Source organism: Paenibacillus sp. Soil787, from assembly GCF_001429545.1.
Lineage (GTDB): Bacteria > Bacillota > Bacilli > Paenibacillales > NBRC-103111 > Paenibacillus_E.
In genome coordinates this window covers 192972-212482 of the sequence record NZ_LMSP01000023.1, presented here as the reverse complement: position 1 = coordinate 212482, position 19511 = coordinate 192972, and the positions used below count along the sequence as shown (strand labels likewise).

Here is a 19511-nt window from a genome sequence, read left to right as displayed (position 1 = left end):
ATACAAAAACAAGATATTAATTCCAGTGTGAGATTCATGCCTCGAACGGGAACACGCCTAGCGGCTCGTACGATGGCTGGCGGCCCAAGTGGCTGCGGTAGAGGACGATGTCCGCTACCTGCCACACGGGCCAGCCGCTGGCAGGCGCCCCAGCCGCCGCTAGGGCGGAGCGCTTGAAAGGCCCCGCCGCTGCGCGGTAGCGGCGGGCTAGTGTGAGATGCGGCCGATAGGCGCGAGCCTCGGCCGGGAAGCCGTGGCGGGCGCAGACGCCCGCGACCTCGCGCTGCAGCGCAGCCAGCGCGTCGAGGTCGCCGGCGAGGCCCGCCCAGAGGATCGACGGCGCCGCCGGAGGTCCGAACACGCCGAGGCCCTCGGCGTGCAGGGTCAGCGGCAGCGCAGCTGCTGCGAGCTGGCGGAGGTCGGCCGCCAGCGCTTCGGCCGTCTCGGCGGATGCGTCGCCGAGGAAGCTTAACGTGACGTGGACATCCTGCGGATGTGTCCACTTTTGGAAAGGCAGCACCTTCTGGATGCTGTCTTTCCATATGTCGAGCACCCGCTGGACGTCTTGCGGGAGCCGAATGCCTACGAACAGGCGATACATTTCGTAGGCATTCGTGGAACTTGAGGTGTTGGAGTTTGTAAGAGTTGAGGCATTCGTGGAACTTGAGGTGTTGGAGTTTGTAAGAGTTGAGGCATTCGTGGAWYTTGAGGTGTCAGAGTTTGTAAAGATTGATGCTTTCGTGGATTTTGAAGTGTTGAAGTTTTCAGAATTTACAGCGTCTGTAGAACTTTCTCCTGTTGTATCAAGCAATGTCATAAGTAAATTAAGCTCCTTTTGTATCTAAATCTGTTCACATATTCGTACTTCTCATAGCATTGCCAACTGAGGTTTTACTTGATGCATGAAGAGAATATTGCTATCATAGCGATAATACAAAAAAGCAAAGGTGTGGTCATTCATGGGAAATAGGGCCTATAATTTTAACGCAGGGCCTGCGGCATTACCGCTCGAAGTACTGCAGAAAGCACAAGAGGAGCTTGTCGAATTTAAAGGCATCGGCATGTCCATTATGGAAATCTCTCACCGCAGCGCGGAGTTTGAGCAGGTACATAATGAAACACAGCAATTGTTGAAACAAATTTTTAGCATTCCTGACGGGTACCAAGTGCAGTTTCTGCAAGGTGGTGCGAGTACACAATTCGCCATGATTCCGCTTAATTTTCTAAAGCCAGGTAAAGTAGGCAGCTATGTACTTACTGGTGCATGGGCAGAGAAAGCTGTACAAGAAGCAGGCTTGTTCGGAGAAGTTGCTATCGCAGCAAGCTCGAAAGAACAGAAATTTATGAAAATTCCGGACTTGAGTGAAATCAACATTCATCCGGATTCCGCTTATCTGCATCTGACTTCGAACGAAACGATAGAAGGCGCTCAGTTCCAGAGCTTTCCGGATACAGGGAATGTGCCTTTAATCGGGGACATGTCCAGCGATATCTTGAGCCGTCCTGTTGATGTTTCGAAATTCGGCATGATCTATGCAGGAGCGCAAAAGAATCTAGGTCCTTCTGGTGTAACGGTGGTTATTGTTAAGGAAGATTTATTACAAGATCTGCCTAAAACGATTCCAACTATGCTTCGCTACGAAATCCATAGCAAAAACAATTCCCTGTATAATACACCACCCGTTTATTCCATCTACATGATGAACCTAGTATTGAAATGGATTCAGGAACAAGGTGGACTAGCTGTCATCGAGAAAAATAACCTTGAGAAATCGGGCTTAATTTATAGCGCAATCGACCAAAGCGGTGGTTTCTACCGTGGACCTGTTGAAGCGGGCAGTCGTTCCGCGATGAACATCACGTTCCGATTGCAGGATGAAGAGTTGGAGAAGAAGTTCATCAAGGAAACCGAGCAGAACGGATTTGTTGGGTTGAAGGGTCATCGCAGTGTAGGCGGTTTGAGAGCATCTACGTATAATGCTGTTCCTTATGCTTCCTGCAAAGCGCTCGCTGAGTTTATGACGGATTTCCAAAAACGCAACGGTTAAAAAATAAGATCAAGCTATTCACGGCACCCTCGTGTGCGTGTGAATAGCTTTTTTTGTTTCTGGATAGGAATGTGGCATCTTCGCTATTAACGACCTTAGACGGACTCTGGGACGGCTTAATGAGCCTATATTTGGGATGAGATGGATCTATATCTAGTGAGCTCAAAGCCCTACTCTTAGTTTCGACAAATTCGAAAATTTCAAGTCGAAATTGAAAAAATATTTTCAAAGCCTTCCGAGCCACGTCCTGTCTAGGTTTACGTATTTTGATAGTCAAAATGAGCCATTTTACTCGTTGACAAACACAATATATTGATATAAATTTGAATCTATCAACTAGATATCGTAAAAAAAGCGATACATACAACTGCTAGAATTTGCGAATAAATAGAATCAAATTCCCTGATAAACCGCGTGATTACCGCCTTTTTCCTATGTCACGTAACTCTGAAATTCGCATTTTTTGTCGAAAGACAATGGCGTATTCCATCTTAAATTGCACGGAATGATTCATTTGTTTACTACATATAGGGTTACTTACATAAGCGGTATTAGATAGAGAATAAGAGAGTGTTAGGAGACAGAAGCCCATGCTGATTGCTTACGATTCGAAGACGGGAAATGTTCGCCGGTTTATTGCTAAGCTCAAAATGCCAGCGATTCAAATTGAGGAAGCGATGAAGATGGACGAGCCTTTCGTGCTCGTTACCTATACAACCGGTTTTGGTCAAGTTCCTCCGAAGGTAGCTTCTTTCCTAGAAAGCAATGCCTCTCGTCTTCTCGGAGTAGCAGCAAGTGGTAACCGCAACTGGGGAGACGGATTTGCCAAAAGCGCAGATACGATCTCACAGCTGTACGATGTGCCTGTGTTAACGAAGTTTGAGTTATCGGGCACCAAAAATGACGTAGAACGATTTGTTCAGGGGGTACATGCAATTGCGGCACATTGAGCTGAATAATTTATTGATGCAACGCGGAGCGGATGGCTTTTTCCAACTAGAGAAGGACAAAGAAGCTGTTGAAGTTTTTATGAAGGAAGTCCACAGTAAAAGCCTAACTTTCCCCGATACTTCTTCTAAAGTTCGTTATATGATTGATCATAACTATTACGAGAATGTATATGAAAAATATACGCAAGATGAAGTTAATGATGTTTATCAAGTGGCTCACGATAATCAATTCGAGTTCGCCTCCTACATGGCAGCATCGAAATTCTATACAGATTACGCTTTACGCAGTGACGATAAGTCCTTATACCTGGAACATTTCGCGGATCGCGTTGCTATTGTTGCTTTGTACTTGGGACGTGGAAATGTAGAAACGGCACGTGTTCTTGCTGTATCGATGATGGAACAACGCTTGCAGCCAGCGACACCGACGTTCCTTAATGCAGGTAAGAGCCGCAGAGGCGAAATGGTATCCTGCTTCCTGCTGGAGATGGACGACTCTCTTAATTCTATTAACTACGTGCTAGCTACCTGTATGCAGCTTTCCAAAATTGGCGGTGGCGTAGCCGTTAACTTGTCCAAGCTTCGTGGACGCGGTGAAACGATAAAAGGTGTGGAAAACGCAGCAAAAGGAATTATGCCGGTTCTTAAGCTCATGGAGGATGCTTTCTCCTACGCAGATCAAATGGGTCAGCGGAAGGGTTCAGGAGCTGCTTACTACAACATTTTCGGCTGGGACGTTATGGAGTTCCTAGATAGTAAGAAAATCAATGCGGATGAGAAGTCTCGTCTAAAGACACTTTCCATCGGTCTTATTGTTCCGAACAAATTCTACAAGCTGGCAGAAGAGAACAAACCTCTTCACGTATTTGCTCCTTACACGGTACTGCAAGCTTATGGTAAGCATTTGGACGATATCGATCTCGATGAAATGTACGATGAGCTTTTGGCCAATCCGAAAGTGAAGAAAAAGGTCGTCATGAGTGCGCGTGACATGCTAGTTAAAATTGCGACTACCCAACTGGAATCCGGTTATCCCTATATGATGAACCGTACGAATGCCAACAAGGATCATGCCCTGAAAGGTATCGGTACGATTAAAATGTCCAACCTCTGTACAGAGATTTTTCAATTGCAAGAAACTTCGGAAATCAACGATTACGGCCAAGATGACCTTATTCTTAGAGATATCAGTTGTAACCTCGCTTCCATGAACATAGCCAACGTAATGGATCGTAAGAAGCTGCGCGAAACCGTTCACGAGGGTATGATTGCATTGACTTCTGTTAGTGATATGACGACGATCAACAATGCGCCGGGGGTTGCCAAGGCGAACCGTGAGCTGCACTCCGTTGGTCTCGGCGTTATGAATCTTCATGGCTACTTGTCTAAGAACAAAATTAGCTATGAGAGTGATGAAGCCAAAGATTTCGTCCGCACGTTCTTCATGGCAATGAACTATTATTCAATTGAGAAAAGTATGGAAATTGCCAAATCGTCGGGGCAAACTTTTGAAGGCTTTGAGCAATCCGAATATGCGAATGGCGCCTATTTCAACCGGTACACGGAGACGGATTACCGTCCGCTTACGGATAAAGTGAAGTCCTTGTTTGAGGGAATGCCGATTCCATCACCAAGCGACTGGGCCAAGTTAAAAGAAGATGTAATAACGAATGGTCTTTATCATGCTTACCGATTAGCCGTTGCTCCAACGCAAAGTATTTCTTATATTCAAAATGCAACTTCGAGTGTCATGCCGATTGTAGAACCTATCGAGACCCGAACTTACGCGAACTCAACAACGTACTATCCGATGCCTTTCATGGCACGCGATAATTTCTTTTACTATAAATCTGCTTATCAAATGGATCAGTTTAAAATTCTTGATCTTATTGCTGAAATTCAAACGCATGTGGATCAAGGGATTTCGACCATTTTACACGTAAATAGTGATGTTTCAACGAGACAACTTGCTAAACTATACCTCTATGCGGCACATAAAGGACTTAAATCGCTCTACTACACGCGAACAAATCAGCTATCCGTTGAGGAATGCGTCAGCTGCTCGGTGTAATTTGGAAGGGGATTGAATATAAATGAGTACGGCCACTACCCTAAATAATGCCAAGAAAGCTGTGAACTGGAATCGTCCCGATGATGATTTTACGATCACTTTCTGGAATCAAAATATTATGCAGTTCTGGACAGATGAGGAAATCCCATTATCTGATGATAAAATGTCATGGATCACGCTAAGCGGTGCAGAGCGTGAACTTTATATGAAAGTACTCGGTGGCCTTACGCTGCTCGATACCATGCAAGGCGGCGTTGGCATGCCGAAGATTCTTGAACATGTCGATGGGCTCCAGCGCAAAGCGGTGCTAAGCTTCATGGGTATGATGGAACAAATACATGCGAAGTCTTACAGCAGTATTTTCACCACGCTGTCGACAACGGAGGAAATCAATGAACTTTTCCTCTGGGTGGAGCGCAATCCTTATCTACAGTTCAAAGCGAACAAGATTTCTCACTTCTATGAGAACATTGGAACGACTAAAGAGCTGTATCTAGCTATGGCTGCATCTGTCTTGCTGGAGAGCTACTTGTTCTATAGCGGCTTCTATTATCCGCTTTACTTGGCTGGACAAGGTAAAATGACAAGCAGTGGCGAAATCATCGATTTGATTTTACGCGATGAGAGTATTCACGGTCTGTACATAGGTGTGCTGGCTCAAGAGGTTTATGCAGAGTTAAGCCCTGCTGAGCAGGATGAGGCGTATGAGACATTGTGCGCCCTGCTGAAGGAGCTTCATGCCAATGAGGAAAGCTATACAGAGAGTCTCTATGGAACTTTGGGCTTGGCTGAAGAAGTGAAAGCTTTCTTACGCTACAACGCCAATAAAGCATTCATGAACCTGGGCGTAGACCCCATTTTCGAAGAAGAGGATATTAATCCGATTGTTCTTAATGGTCTAAGCACAAAGACGAAGCAGCATGACTTTTTCTCGAAAAAGGGGAATGGCTATGTCCGCACGATTCACGTTGAAGCGTTGACGGATGATGATTTTCTTTTTGGGGATTGAACATAAAGAAGGACCTGACGGTTATCGTCAGGTCCTTTGTTTGTCCGTAGATAAGACTTCCATGCCGCGTTGCGGCACTACTGATGAATGAAAATTTTTAATTTTCAGGGTAGAAAGTATAAGTTTTATACTTTTGCTTCGCATCTACCTTGACAAACGCGCTCGTCCCTGAAGGACGAAAGAGTCGTTTATCCTTGAGAGGGGTGTATTGAGATTTAGGGGGAAGCAAGGCTGACCCCACCGTCGATTCACCCAATTTAGTTCTAAATTGAGGTGTCTTAAAACGGAATCCAGCGTCTCATATGCCTCAAGTGAGGTAGCCGGATGAATGAAACCACATTTTCTTTTATAGTGAGATTAGCTCCTTAAGGTCTTATCCGACGATATTTCTCCCGAATCCACACTTCACTTGAACGTTAAGAGTCTCTAGGGACTCCTATTTTTACAAAATACGGTGAAAATGAAGAGATAGCAGTCTATAAAGGCTCTTATCCGATTGCTTCTCCCCCGAATTCACACTTTACTTGAACATTAAGAGTCTCTAGGGACTCTTATTTCTACAAAAATACGCTGGAAATGAAGAAATAGCAGTCTCTAAAGGCTCTTATCCAACTGCATTCTCTCGGATCCATACTTGGAAAAATCGGGCTATTATTATGAATTTGACTCCAAAATGCAACTTCAACTGGAAAAATAGCCTTTAAGTGTACGAATTGTTGCATAAATTAAAACATTGGTAACCACATTAACCTATCTACCTTCACGAAGCTGCTGAACGGCTACAAAATCGAACTTTTGAGTTATGTCTTTGAGTTATATGTTCTATGCTCAAAACCATCTTATTTCCTCTTTTGCGCAAAAGTGTGAATTATTATCTTCACATTCTTGAAGAAGGCGATGACGGCTGCCTGCATCTTCCGCCTACTATTTCACCCCTGAATACGGCTCCTTTATGAAAACAAAGGTGCGCGATTGTCATTACGACCTAGCCTTGCTGCGCTGGGGCTGCCTGACCCTGGAAGACCGTAAGCTGTGGCGTGAGGATCTCGATCCAAAAATCAATGTCGTCCGGGAGTTGGCGCGGGAATTTGGTGCCCTTTTGGTTCCGCTTGACGGCATATTCGCACAAGCTTCGATGCTCGCACCTTCCAGCTACTGGGCGCCAGACGGCGTACACCCGTCACCCTCTGGGCATGCGCTAATAGCCAAAGCTTGGCTTAAGGCGGTCGGAGTAGCGGAATAAGGGATAGACAAAGAAAAAGCGCTGTCTAATGGAGAAAATTTGCCGAGGGAACGTCGATGCGCTAATTGGACGAAAAAAACCGAAATCTTGGGGAAGAGGAACGACGATGCGTTATTTCGCGATTTTTTACCTCTGGATCATTCATTTGATCAAATAGCGCACTCACGTTCCCTTTATTCGATTTATAGTGCAGATTTCCTAATATAACGAATCTACGTTCCGCTGACTGTAAGTCAGGTGGCGTAAATTTTCCTATAATAGGCTAAATAAGCGGAAATAATCAAAATTTTAATAAAAAGAAGGCTGTCCCTCAAGTAGACTTATCTACTTGAGGGACAGCCCGTTCGTATTGGTGCTCCGCCGAATGCGGAAGGGGAATGGCGAATTGGCTATTAAGCCAGCGATTCCTTCACAACAGGTTCAGTCAGCTTGTAGCCAACGTTCCTGATGGTCATAATATATTCCGGATTGCGTGCATTGTTCTCAATTTTATCTCTCAAATGTGAGATATGCACATCAACGATGCGGGTATCTCCGAGGAAGTGATAATCCCACACCCCATGGAGAAGCTGCTGTCTGCTAAGAACTTTGCCGCGATGCTTACACAGGAAGAGCAGCAGCTCGAATTCCTTAGGTGTAAGTTCAATCGGGGAGCCATTCACCATGACTTCGCGTTGATCGGCTTTAATGGCGATTTGGCCAATTGTGATAGGCGCATTTTCTGTCGAGGAGGGTAAGGTTTGGATTCTACGGTGAATGGCCTGAATACGAGAAATGAGCTCCTGCGGTGAGAAGGGTTTGGTCATATAGTCGTCAGCACCGTTATCCAAGCCGGCAATTTTATCCGTGAGATCCTGCATAGCTGTAAGCATAATAATGGGAACGAGGTTATTCTGGTTTCTAAGCTTGCGGCACACTTGGAACCCGTCCATCTTCGGCAGCATTAAATCGAGAACGATGAGATCGGGGCGAAACGTTTGGATCGCATCGAAGACAGCTTCGCCATCGAAAACGCAATGGACTTCAAAGCCTACAAGCTTCAAGTTGAATTCTATAAGCATGGAAATGGAAGGTTCGTCGTCAACAACTAGGATTTTCTTTTTCATCGATGGGTGGACTCCTTTTATCGAGGATAACTCTATTATGACAGCGCTCTATCATCGAGATATTAAGATAAAGTTAACCCTGTGTAAAATTGCATTCCGCATTCGCTTATAATAGGATAGAGAATGAGGTGAATTTGACAGAGATGGCTTTTCATATTGTATTAGTTGAACCTGAGATTCCTGCAAACACAGGGAACATTTCCAGGACCTGCGCAGCGACAGGCACGTATCTCCACTTGGTTAGACCGCTAGGCTTTCAGACGGATGACAAGACGTTAAAGCGAGCTGGATTAGACTATTGGCACTCGGTTAAGCTCGAGTATCATGACTCATTCGATGAGGTGCTAGAGGCTTACAAAGAGCATCGTTTTTTCTTTGCAACAACGAAGGCAACCAAACGTTACACAGAATTTACATTTCAGGATGGGGACTTTTTTGTTTTTGGCAAAGAAACGAAAGGACTCCCTGAGGAACTTTTAGCTCAGCATCCCGAAACCTTGCTCCGATTGCCGATGTCAGATGCGGTCAGATCGCTCAATTTATCGAATTCAGCAGCGATTATGCTGTATGAGGGCTTGCGGCAGACGGGTTTCGTTGGTCTTGATTAGTGCTTAAGATCTATCATTATTAGGGCTGAGCCGACATATTTGACAGGAATAGAAAGTTTCAGCATGTTATTAGCAGGAGTTTCTTAAATAACGGCGAATAGTATCGGTATCAGTCCGTATAGATATGCTAGATAAAGTAGAGAGCATGGAAAACGTGAGCGGAAGAGAGGTGAAGTCCTATGATGAAACCAGCCGGAGTCGTTCGTAAAGTCGATCAATTGGGACGTATTGTACTGCCTAAATCGTTAAGAAAACGATATCAAATGAATGAAGGGGATCCTGTCGAAATTTTGGTGCAGGGTGACCATATCATTCTCGAGAGATATCGTCCAAAATGTGTGTTCTGCGGAAGTATGGAAAGTGTCAGTGAATTCAAAGAGCGCTATATTTGCGGCGTATGTGTAACTGAAATGAACTTGCTAAAGGTTCGGGCATAGGAGCAAATAAAAGAAAAAGCATCGTTTCTCTTAACAGAGAAAGCAGATGCTTTTTTCTTGCATTTCAATTGTTTATAGACCTTTTGTTTTGTCCTCGTTATAGGAAGCCGTCATCATAGCGACGATGAATAATACAAAAACGGTGTTAACGAGCCAAAATGTTGTTGATAAACCAAACATTGCTGCACCTCCTAATATAGGCCGTAAAATCATATAGTTAAGGCTTATTATACCCAACCATTCTAAAAAAAGAAACGAATAAAGTGTGAATAATTTCGGTTATTTAAAAAATAGAAAGTTGGTGGCTAGCGGTCTAAGCTTCCCATCGGACGGGCGATTGAGGACGCTGCCCCCCCATACCAAAGTGGTAGAGCCGCCTCCATCCAAGTTATACGCATCCACTATGCCTAATTGCTGCATTTTGTCCTGCAGCTCAGCAAGTGTTGCTCCAGAATTACCACTCTCGTCATAGCCGTCGGTTACAATAAACAACAGCTGGTCGTGCTTGTAATTGGCCATGATGGTCCGCGCTGCTCTTGCCGGTGAACTTTGCCATTGATAGGGAATCGGCATCTTGCTGCCATTCTTCAAGAGAACAGGAACGAAGGTAGATCCCATAAGTGGGTTCAACTTGTCGAGCTCAGACTGAGAACTGAACTTACCGCCAATGAGCTTGCGGTCTTTATTCAGGCCAATGAAGGTCGTATCGTTGTTGGTAGGAAAGAAGCCATTCACATACTTCCCATTCATCATAGTTGTGTCCAGCGGATAGCGTTTGCCTTTATTGTCATCAGCGAAGCCGCCTGCATTCACACCGGCGATAGCCCCATAACGTGTAACTGCATCTAACGTTGTTTCACTGGAGCCAATTTTATCCTTGCCAAGCACAAGTTTAATGGCCTTATCGCTCTTAAGGTTAACCTTAAGAGCATAACCTGTATAGTTGCTTTCATTCAAAGCGAAAAATTTCAAGTCGATATTCCCGGAAGAAGCTTGTCTAATTGGGCTGCCGAGCTTGGCGGTTATTCGAGTATCATAGATTATGCCGGGTCTGGCAGCTTGATCTGCAGCATTCTGGAGCATGGCTGCTACTTCTGCGGAGCTTTTCTCATAAAGTTGGAAATATTGCTGAATGATGGATTTGGTTTGCACCGCGTCAGTATTGGCTTTGGCCAGCAAGTTATCAAGCGTCAAAGTTTCTTGTTGAAAAGAAATCGGCGTAGATGCCTTATGTACCAATGGGTTGATAGGGACGTTCGCCGTAACGAATAGCAGCCAAATCAGCATCCCTAGGAACGGGGCGCTAGCAAGTAGAAGCACGCGGTTGATTTGTTGAATGCTAATTACGTTCATTACTTTAACACATCCAGATTTTTTTGCAGTTCTTCCAGCTTCTTCTTAACGTCAGCAAGCTGCGTATAAAGTTGGTTGCTGTTATCGGTTTTGCTGTTAGCGCTGTCCTTTGTGAAAGCCAGTAATTCATTCAGTGAGTCTACCTTTGTCTGTAAAGCTTTCATATCTGTCGTAACGCTATCTTTCAATTGGGTAACTTGCTTCTGATAGTCTTGTTGAACCACTTGCAGTTGTTGCTGGGTTTGCTGTGCGATATCGGTTGCAATTTTTTGCCTCAAATGCTCTGCGTACATCATAGCTGCGGCCACTCCGATTGCGATCAGCATGACCCAACCCACAAACAAGTATACGTACGTTTTCTTTCTTACCTTCGTAGCCTTCGAAGCAGCGCGAGGGAAAGAATTCGCAGTCGTAGTCTCGATGGGCATGTTCATGAAAATCACCTCTGTTTACTAGTATAACATATTCCATATTTTTTACAGAATTTTAGATAGAATTCGCTGTTTTTCGATATTCATTGGGGGTAAGCCCCTCTAGTTTTTTGAAAACTTTGCTGAAATATTTCTCGTCCTGATAACCGACCATTTCAGCTACTTGTGAAATCCGAAGATGTGGGTTGCGCAGCAGGACTTTTGCTTTACTCATGCGAATTTGACCTAAATAGTCAGAAAGGTTTACCTCGAATTCTTGTTTGAATTTCCGTGAGATGTACTCGCGGCTGAGGTAGAAGCGATTCGCGATATCCTGAAGCGACACATCTTCGTGATAGTGCTTCTCAAGGAACTCGGCGATTTCAAAAATTACGCTCTTGTCCTTCTGCTGACTTTCAAGAAGCAGCTTGGACAAGTGAACAATACTCCGAGTGAGTTCCTGCTGCCATAGTGAAAGGGATAGAATCCCATGCTCATCCAGCGGAACGATCAAACTGGATGGCTCATCCAGGAGCAGCTGTTTAACCTGATCCTCACTAATGTTAGAGAAAAATTGCTGCACCCAACGGCGCTTCATCACCCTGTACTCCCGCCACCAATGGTCGAGCTGTTCAAGTGTAATGGCTTCGCTCAATTTGACAGCGTCCATCCATTCTTGAACCGTTTCTTGCATTTGGTCAATGCTGCCGCTGCGAATAGCGAGTTGAATCCGTTCCTCATATTGGCTGAAAGTAAGCGCAGGCTGAACGGTCTTGGCTGTTTGCAATGTACTGTGAATCCATGTTTCCTTGGATTTGAGATTTCGCTGTCTGAGGGCATTACGGGCTTCCTGATAGGATAAAGTCATATCCGTTGGAAAGCTGTGTGTGCTTCCAATACCGAAATCCACTCGGGTATGAAGTGCGGTTCGTATACCTTCATTAATTTTTGCGAGAAATGACTCAGAGCCAGATTGATCTTTCCATAGAAGCAATACAATTTCGTTATCACTGTTCCAATGGCGGAAAGCATAGCCGCGCTGATCGTTAACGAGGAATTCATTACATATATTGATTAGCGAGAAAAGCAGCAAGTCCAGATTATGACTGAACTTGTTCTTCACACTGCGTTCCATCGTATCTAAAGATAAAATAGCGACACGACATTCGCGAACAGTCCGAGATAAATGAAGCTCTTTCTCGAGCTGCTCGGCCGTTTGATCATAAGCGGAGGGTTCGGCAATTAAGTTCGATAGCAGCTTGTCCCAGTACATGGGCTTAATTTGGTTCATTTCGATATTCAGTTCTCGATTGGTATGACGCAGCTCCTCATCCTTATTCCAAGCCTGGATGGCTTTATCTAACGCTTCATTTAACTGCTCGGGATCAATAGGCTTCAATATATAGTCCGTTCCCCCATACTTCAACGTATGGCGAAGCAGAGAGAAGTCGTCATGGCCGCTAATGACGATTGTCTTCGAGTTAGGAGCATGCGTATGCAGCCACTCGAGCAATTTGACGCCATTCATAATTGGCATCATCATATCGGTCATAATAATCGCAGGATGTTCACGACTTACGATCTCGATGGCCGATTCGCCATCTTGAGCTTCTAATATCGTTTCTATGCCGTGCTGCTTCCAGTTTACAAGCAGGCGGATGGCATCGCGCACATGTTTCTCATCATCAACAAGTAATACTTTCATTCAAGTGCTCCCTTTTTCATAGGAATATGGATCATGATCCGTAGACCTTGGGGCTGAACATGCTCTACATCAAGAAATGCATCATCAGTGAAGTACAATTGTACTCTGGTCAGTACATTACTAAGCCCAATACAAGCTTCATCGGTTATCGATGGGGCATTCAGTCTGTTTCTTACTTCGTACAGCCGCTGCTCGGTTATACCAATTCCGTTATCTTCGACGATAAGTTTCAAGAATTCATCCTCATGAACGATATCTTTCATCGCTTGAATACGTAATAAGCCTGTAGCTGAGCCCGGTTTAAAGCCATGTTTGAAATAGTTTTCAACAAGCGGTTGCAGGATCATCTTGGGTACAGAGATGGCTTTCGTGCTTTCTTCGATATCGTAAATGATTTCGAATTGGTGCTCGAAGCGCTGCTTTTGCAGTTCGAGATAGGCTTTAATATGATCGATTTCTTTACGTAAAGGAACGACGGATTCATTCGTGTTCATGCTGTAATGCATCATTTTGGCAAGGGACGAAATCAAGGCATAGACCTTTGGTGCATCATGCTGCAAAGCTAGTGTTCCGATCGATTGGAGCGCGTTATTCAAAAAATGCGGATTGATCTGCGCTTGAAGTGCCATAAGCTGATTCGACTTGTTCGCAAGCTCAAGGCGATACTCACGCATGACCATTTGATTTAAATCCTGCATAAGGCCATGAAAGCGGTTGGCAAGGATCCCCATTTCATCCGTTCGAGCCAGTTCAATATCTACGTTCAATTGGCCTAGTTGAACCTGCCCAGACTGTATGCGGGTGATGTAACGAATCAATTGTTTAATAGGCGCCGTAAATTTTATGCTGATATAAATGGTTCCGGCAATAACGATCAACATAAATAGAGTAAGAATCATGGAGTTAATTAACGTCAATTGTCTGGCATTTCTCGTTAATTGCTCGTAAGGAAGACGCTTGACGATCGTCCAGCTGACATAGTCAGTTTTCATTTTTTCATACACATTTATTCCCGCATAGGGGCCTTTGCTCCATTCGTAGGTCCCTTTATCGAGTTTACTGTGTATGGCTTCATTTCCCCAGCTTCCCTCTAGGAGCTGTCCCCATTTCGAAATATCCGGACCGAATACAATGAAACCTGCTTCATCCAGAATGTACAGTTCCTCCTGATCATGCGTGTATAAGCTTTGGGAAATTTCTGAGATTAGATCGAGCTGTAGATCAATAATGAGTTCACCAATGGTTGTGTTATTGGGTGAATACAAGAGTTTGCGGTGCATAGATAGGACAGGTGTTGGAGCAGAATAGACGGTATGAATGCCATAATTACTACTTGAATGGGTCGTTTCGAAATATACATCCTTATTTTCGGGAAAAGAAGGTAGATTCTCGTATTTACCACTCGAGCTTTTCGAATTGTTATTTACCATAAGATAGGAACGGTTACTGACTCCTGCATAGAGATAAACCTGCTTGATTTCTTTCACGGAATGGGACATGACCTGCAGTCCGCTCGATATAACTTTGTCACTCATATAATCAATTTCTTGCTGCCGCTCCAAAATATCGTATATTTGGCCAAGTCCGTACACCGGCGGTCCCGTTCCCGTATAGATGGTAGAGGATGCTTGAAGGACACCATTCAAGTAGTTCAGCAGATTCGTCTTACCTTGTGAAATCAGTACCGCATTACTCGCGATTGTGTCTTCAATCACCTTTTGCTTCGTGAAAAAATAGGAAACGACAATAGAAGTAATGAATGGAATTAAGGTGGCTAAAAGCAAAAATAGAATCAATTTATTACGCATACTATGTCGGAACAAGCGGCATCAACTCGGTTTCATATTAGAAGTTTTCACCCTACATTGTAGCAGGAGAGGTCAACAAATTCCACCTAATGCATCACGAGAATCTGTGTTTTGCCAAGATTAAGGGATTTATACTTAGGGTATAGTTAGATAACCGTAAGGGGGAAATTCCCATGAAGAATAACAAAGGGCTAACAGGACTTATCCAACAATGGGTGTTCATCGGACCAGCGTTGATCTTTTTCGCGCTCATTGTTGTTACTCCTTTTCTCATGAGTATTTATTATTCATTTACCGAGTGGAATGGTGTGACAACAACCGTGAAGTTCAACGGCCTAGACAATTTCAAACACCTTCTTTTTCATGACACGGACTACCGCAACGCATTCTGGTTTACAACAAGAATTACCGTGACGGATGTCATTCTCACGAATCTTGTCGGGTTTCTCTTGGCACTCTTGCTCACTCAGGCACTGAAAACCAGAAATGTACTGCGTACAATTTTCTTCATGCCGAACGTGATTGGCGGACTTCTGCTTGGTTTCATTTGGCAGTTTATTTTTGTCAAAGGGTTCGGAACTTTAGGTGAATTAACGAATCTTAGTTTTTTCCAATTGCCTTGGTTAGGTGATGCACCTACTGCTTTCTGGGCGATCGCTATTGTTAGTATATGGCAAGGTTCGGGCTACTTAATGATCATTTATATTGCGGCGCTTTCGAATGTGCCCAAAGATATGGTTGAAGCGGCTTATATTGATGGTGCTACACGACTACAAGTGCTTAAGAATATTATCGTTCCTCTCATTATGCCGGCTGTTACCGTATGTTTGTTCCTGACCATTTCATGGAACTTCAAGATGTTTGACCTGAACTTTGCCTTGACGAAAGGTGGACCGTTCAACTCAACAGAATCTGTTTCCATTAATATTTATCAAGAGGCTTTCCGCAATAACAACTATGGTTTAGGTACAGCAAAAGCATTAGTATTCTTCGTTGTAGTGGCCATTATTTCGACCATCCAAGTCATGTATACGAAACGCAAGGAGGTTGAAGTTTAATGGAATCCGTCAAAAAATATTCAGGACGACTATTCACACTTGAGGTGCTTGGCATCTTGGTTGGACTTTTATTCTTAGTTCCTTTCTACTTCGTCATCGTCAACTCGCTTAAGACATTTCCGGAGCTGGCCGCCAGCACAGCGAAGCTTCCGTCAAGCTTATATCTTGACAACTATACGAAGGTATGGACCATCATGAAGTTCCCAAGTGCCTTTATGAACTCTTTATTTATTACAGTGCTTAGTAATATAGGGCTTGTGTTAATTAGTTCCATGGCTGCTTATCGCATGGTGCGCAAAGCAAGTAAATTCAACAATTTTGTATTTATAGCTTTCGTCGCTGCAATGGTTATTCCGTTTCAATCCATCATGATTCCGCTTATACGTGTCGCAAGTCAAGTTGGACTCATGGATAGCAAGTTCGGTTTGATTATCTGTTATTTCGGATTCGGGGTATCACTGAACGTATTCTTATTTCATGGTTTTATTAAATCCATTCCGCTGGAGATAGAAGAATCAGCCACTGTGGATGGCTGCTCGCCGTATGGAGTGTTTTGGCGAATTGTTTTCCCGCTGTTAAAGCCGATGTCTACGACAGTCATTATCTTAAACAGTTTATGGATATGGAATGATTATTTGCTTCCTTCACTCGTGTTAAATAGTCCAGAGCTGAGAACAATACCTTTAGCAACTTTCTCTTTCTTTGGTCAATATACGAAGCAATGGGATTTGGCCTTAGCTGGTCTAACACTTGGCGTCCTGCCGATCGTTATTTTCTTCTTGGCGATGCAGAAACATATTGTTGAAGGCATTACGGCAGGTTCGGTAAAAGGTTAACAGTTTTGCAAATATGTTCAAAATCTTCCACCTTTATGTTCAATATTCTCTGTGTTAAGGGTTTAAGTAAGTGTTTACAATAAATCATGTAAGCTGATGACGAGCTAACGAAACGTTATCAGGGTAAGCTGATTGAAACTTAAAAGGGAGGCTTTACCTAAATGAAAAAATTAACAATGATCAGTATGGCGGCTGTACTTTCACTATCTTTAGTTGCTGCTGGCTGCGCGAAGAAAGAAACAGCGCCAACTCCAACAGCAACAACGGGTGGAGCGGCAACAGCAGCACCTGCTGCAGGCGGTAAACCAGTTACAATTAAAATGTTCCAATTCAAAGTAGAAATCGCCGATCAACTTGGCAAATTAATTCAAGAATATCAAAAGCTAAATCCTAATGTAAAAATTCAAGTTGATACAGTAGGCGGCGGTGCTGACTACGGCGCAGCTTTGCTTGCGAAGTTTAACTCAGGAGACAAACCGGATATATTCAACAACGGCGGTTTCTCAGATATGGATAAATGGATTGATAATCTAGAGGATCTTTCCGATCAACCTTGGGTTAAAGATCTGGTAGATGTAGCGAAAGAGCCAATGACGAAAAACGGTAAGCTATATGGACAGCCGTTGAACCTTGAAGGCTATGGTTTCCAGTATAACAAAGACCTGTTTGCTCAAGCTGGTATTACTGAATTACCAAAAACCCTTACACAATTGGAAGATGCAGCTAAAAAGCTTCAAGCAAAAGGAATTACACCTTTTGAAACAGGCTATGGCGAGTGGTGGGTACTGGGTAACCACTTCGTAAACCTTCCTTTTGCTTACCAAAAGGACCCAAATGCCTTCATTGATGGCTTGAACAAAGGAACAGCAAAAATTCCGGGTAACGAAGTATTTGACCAATGGACTAAACTATTTGATCTTCAGTTGAAATATGGTAACAAAAATCCGCTTCAAACCGATTACAATACGCAAGTAACGGACTTTGCTACAGGTAAAGCAGCAATGACACAACAAGGTAACTGGACACAAGTTCAAATTACCAAAACAAATCCAAACATCAAAATTGGATTCTTGCCAATGCCGATCAACGATGACGCTGCAGCGAACGACAAATTGTTCGTTGGTGTACCAAACAACTGGGTTATCAACAAAAACTCTGCTGTGAAAGACGAAGCGAAGAAATTCTTGAACTGGATGGTAAGTTCCGATATCGGTAAGAAATACATTACGGAAGAATTCAAATTCATTCCTGCCTTCAAATCCATTCCTGCTGACGAGAAAGTACTAGGACCTTTGGCAGCTGACATTATCGCTTACAGCAAAGCTGGTAAAACACTTAGCTGGAACTGGTTTAAATTCCCAGGCGGCGAAGCTTCCAGTAAAAAATTCGGCGACATTATGCAAGGTTATGTTGCGAAGAAGTATACGAAGGATCAAATGCTTGAGGAATTCCAGAAAACATGGGATAGCCTTAAGAAGTAACTCAATAATGGGTGGTAATAAAGCCTCAGCGCCAATGCTGAGGCTTTTTGCTATTTAACAGATAAGGAATAGGCTGTTACAATAAAGAAGACTGGAGGTCTATGATGATAATCAGAATCAGGTCTTGGCTGCATAGCAGAGGAAATTCACTTCCGCGTGAGAAGCAATTGTCTCGTGAGGCCGTAATTTCATTAATTATTCATTCTATTTTTCAGTTTGGCGCTTCCATGTCGGGCGTTTTCTTAAACTTATACTTATGGCGGTTAACGCACAGTGTTGTAGTGAACGGTACATACAGTATGATCGTTTTCATCTTAACACCGATTGGCTTTGCCCTTGGCGGCCTCATGATTAAGAAGAAAGACCGAATGGTATCCTATAGACTAGGTATCATGCTCATAGGTCTATTCTATTTGAGCGTCATTCTAGCTGGGGAGACGCTGGTCGAATATTATATCCTATTTGCCATATTTAATGGACTTGCCGGTGCTTTTTACTGGGTAGGTTATTTAACATTGATGTATGATGTGTCTAACGATCAGAACCGGATTCGATATCTGGCATTTAATATGATTTTTTTCACAGCAGCAACCTTAGCAGGACCGGCGCTTGCCGGATTCATTATCCGTTTAAAAGAAGGACTTAGCGGCTATACCATTGTCTTCTCTATAGCGTTCTGTATGTTCTTACTCGCTGCGCTGATTTCATTGAAAATTAAAGCTTCAAGTGGACATCATCGCGTTTATTACTTGAAACTGACCGGTCTTATAATGAAGAAAGAACGTGACTGGTTGAAAGCGCTGTTTGGATTTTTGGGAATGGGTTTGCTCCAAGGGACAATGCTTTTCTTACCGAATATTCTGCTTTTCAAAGTGATGCCGCGTGAAGATATTGTCGGATATCTCGGTGTATTATACTCAAGTCTATCGATCGTAATGGGCATTTTTATATCTAAATACGCAAACGCTAGTAAAGCTCGTCTTTATTTAGCCTTATCAACACTCGGCTATCTCATTGGCGTATCCTTTTTACTAGGAAGTGTAAATGTATGGACCGTAGTAAGTTTCATGATTTTGCACTCTATTTTCGCCCCGCTGCAAGGGAATACAATGACTGGCTATTATTATAGCCTCATTGCAAAGCTGCCGCTTAAAGGCCAATTGAAAGTAGAAAGTGTTGTTGTTAGGGAATTTTTCTTAAATGTTGGGCGTGTGATTTCCATTATTTGTTTAATCTCATTTGGCAGTGATTTGGATGGGGGCTTAATTCCATGGATTCTAATGATCGCAGCGATGTCACAAATTGCCCTTGTATGGTCGATTAAGAATCAATGAGCCGAGCATGAAAGCGCGTTAACTCGGATATCCTAGGGAGTAGATGACAGGAGA

At 43.6% G+C, this 19511-nt stretch carries 16 protein-coding genes and 1 pseudogene; 11 read left to right on the top strand and 6 right to left on the bottom strand.

What is annotated here, in order from left to right; all coding sequences use genetic code 11:
- Positions 1-34: 34 nt before the first annotated feature.
- Positions 35-817, bottom strand: a complete 783-nt coding sequence (gene thpR / locus ASG93_RS20490) for an RNA 2',3'-cyclic phosphodiesterase (RefSeq protein WP_056834697.1) — start codon at positions 815-817, stop codon at positions 35-37.
- Between the two features lie 142 nt (positions 818-959).
- Here thpR and serC point away from each other — a divergent pair, with 142 nt between their 5' ends.
- The 5 genes and pseudogenes from serC to ASG93_RS20465 form a co-directional block, all read left to right on the top strand.
- Entirely contained in the window at positions 960-2048 is a 1089-nt protein-coding gene (gene serC / locus ASG93_RS20485) for a 3-phosphoserine/phosphohydroxythreonine transaminase (RefSeq protein ID WP_056834695.1), read from the top strand.
- Positions 2049-2638: 590 nt separating this feature from the next.
- Positions 2639-2998, top strand: coding sequence for a class Ib ribonucleoside-diphosphate reductase assembly flavoprotein NrdI (gene nrdI / locus ASG93_RS20480; RefSeq protein WP_056834694.1), 360 nt, complete (start codon positions 2639-2641; stop codon positions 2996-2998).
- Complete coding sequence (nrdE, locus tag ASG93_RS20475) at positions 2985-5069, top strand: class 1b ribonucleoside-diphosphate reductase subunit alpha (RefSeq protein WP_056834692.1); 2085 nt, start codon at positions 2985-2987, stop codon at positions 5067-5069. The genes nrdI and nrdE overlap by 14 nt, the downstream gene beginning before the upstream one ends.
- A 22-nt stretch (positions 5070-5091) precedes the next feature.
- The gene (gene nrdF, locus ASG93_RS20470) at positions 5092-6078 is read left to right on the top strand and encodes a class 1b ribonucleoside-diphosphate reductase subunit beta (RefSeq protein ID WP_056834689.1); all 987 of its coding nucleotides are present in this window, start codon (positions 5092-5094) and stop codon (positions 6076-6078) included.
- Positions 6079-7096: 1018 nt separating this feature from the next.
- Positions 7097-7321 (top strand): annotated as a pseudogene (locus ASG93_RS20465) (GDSL family lipase); the annotation flags it as partial.
- A 392-nt stretch (positions 7322-7713) separates the two neighbouring features.
- Here ASG93_RS20465 and ASG93_RS20460 read toward each other — a convergent pair.
- The gene (locus ASG93_RS20460) at positions 7714-8427 is read right to left on the bottom strand and encodes a response regulator transcription factor (protein WP_047677301.1); all 714 of its coding nucleotides are present in this window, start codon (positions 8425-8427) and stop codon (positions 7714-7716) included.
- Positions 8428-8570: 143 nt separating this feature from the next.
- Here ASG93_RS20460 and trmL point away from each other — a divergent pair, with 143 nt between their 5' ends.
- A complete protein-coding gene (gene trmL / locus ASG93_RS20455; protein ID WP_029196821.1) occupies positions 8571-9035 on the top strand; it encodes a tRNA (uridine(34)/cytosine(34)/5-carboxymethylaminomethyluridine(34)-2'-O)-methyltransferase TrmL in 465 nt (154 codons plus the stop codon).
- A gap of 182 nt (positions 9036-9217) precedes the next feature.
- A complete protein-coding gene (locus ASG93_RS20450) occupies positions 9218-9472 on the top strand; it encodes an AbrB/MazE/SpoVT family DNA-binding domain-containing protein (protein WP_047677456.1) in 255 nt (84 codons plus the stop codon).
- A 279-nt stretch (positions 9473-9751) separates the two neighbouring features.
- Here ASG93_RS20450 and ASG93_RS20445 read toward each other — a convergent pair whose 3' ends face one another.
- The 4 genes from ASG93_RS20445 to ASG93_RS20430 are packed head-to-tail and all read right to left on the bottom strand — an operon-like array spanning position 9752 to position 14655.
- Positions 9752-10825 (bottom strand): phosphodiester glycosidase family protein, encoded by a 1074-nt coding sequence (locus ASG93_RS20445; protein WP_056834686.1) that lies wholly within the window; start codon positions 10823-10825, stop codon positions 9752-9754.
- Positions 10825-11259, bottom strand: a complete 435-nt coding sequence (locus tag ASG93_RS20440; RefSeq protein ID WP_056834684.1) for a hypothetical protein — start codon at positions 11257-11259, stop codon at positions 10825-10827. Before ASG93_RS20440 ends, ASG93_RS20445 begins: the two co-directional genes overlap by 1 nt.
- A 52-nt stretch (positions 11260-11311) precedes the next feature.
- Positions 11312-12940 carry a response regulator gene (locus tag ASG93_RS20435; protein WP_056834682.1) on the bottom strand — a complete coding sequence of 543 codons (1629 nt, stop codon included), beginning with the start codon at positions 12938-12940 and terminating at the stop codon, positions 11312-11314.
- Positions 12937-14655 carry a sensor histidine kinase gene (locus ASG93_RS20430; RefSeq protein WP_162262869.1) on the bottom strand — a complete coding sequence of 573 codons (1719 nt, stop codon included), beginning with the start codon at positions 14653-14655 and terminating at the stop codon, positions 12937-12939. The genes ASG93_RS20435 and ASG93_RS20430 overlap by 4 nt, the downstream gene beginning before the upstream one ends.
- A 266-nt stretch (positions 14656-14921) precedes the next feature.
- Here ASG93_RS20430 and ASG93_RS20425 point away from each other — a divergent pair, with 266 nt between their 5' ends.
- From ASG93_RS20425 to ASG93_RS20410, 4 genes are all read left to right on the top strand, one after another.
- Positions 14922-15806: a carbohydrate ABC transporter permease gene (locus tag ASG93_RS20425; RefSeq protein ID WP_056834679.1), complete on the top strand. Its 885-nt coding sequence runs from the start codon at positions 14922-14924 to the stop codon at positions 15804-15806.
- Positions 15806-16642 carry a carbohydrate ABC transporter permease gene (locus tag ASG93_RS20420; protein WP_056834676.1) on the top strand — a complete coding sequence of 279 codons (837 nt, stop codon included), beginning with the start codon at positions 15806-15808 and terminating at the stop codon, positions 16640-16642. Before ASG93_RS20425 ends, ASG93_RS20420 begins: the two co-directional genes overlap by 1 nt.
- A 161-nt stretch (positions 16643-16803) precedes the next feature.
- Complete coding sequence (locus ASG93_RS20415; RefSeq protein ID WP_056834674.1) at positions 16804-18123, top strand: ABC transporter substrate-binding protein; 1320 nt, start codon at positions 16804-16806, stop codon at positions 18121-18123.
- 101 nt (positions 18124-18224) lie between these two features.
- Positions 18225-19457, top strand: a complete 1233-nt coding sequence (locus ASG93_RS20410; protein ID WP_056834673.1) for an MFS transporter — start codon at positions 18225-18227, stop codon at positions 19455-19457.
- Positions 19458-19511 lie beyond the last annotated feature (54 nt).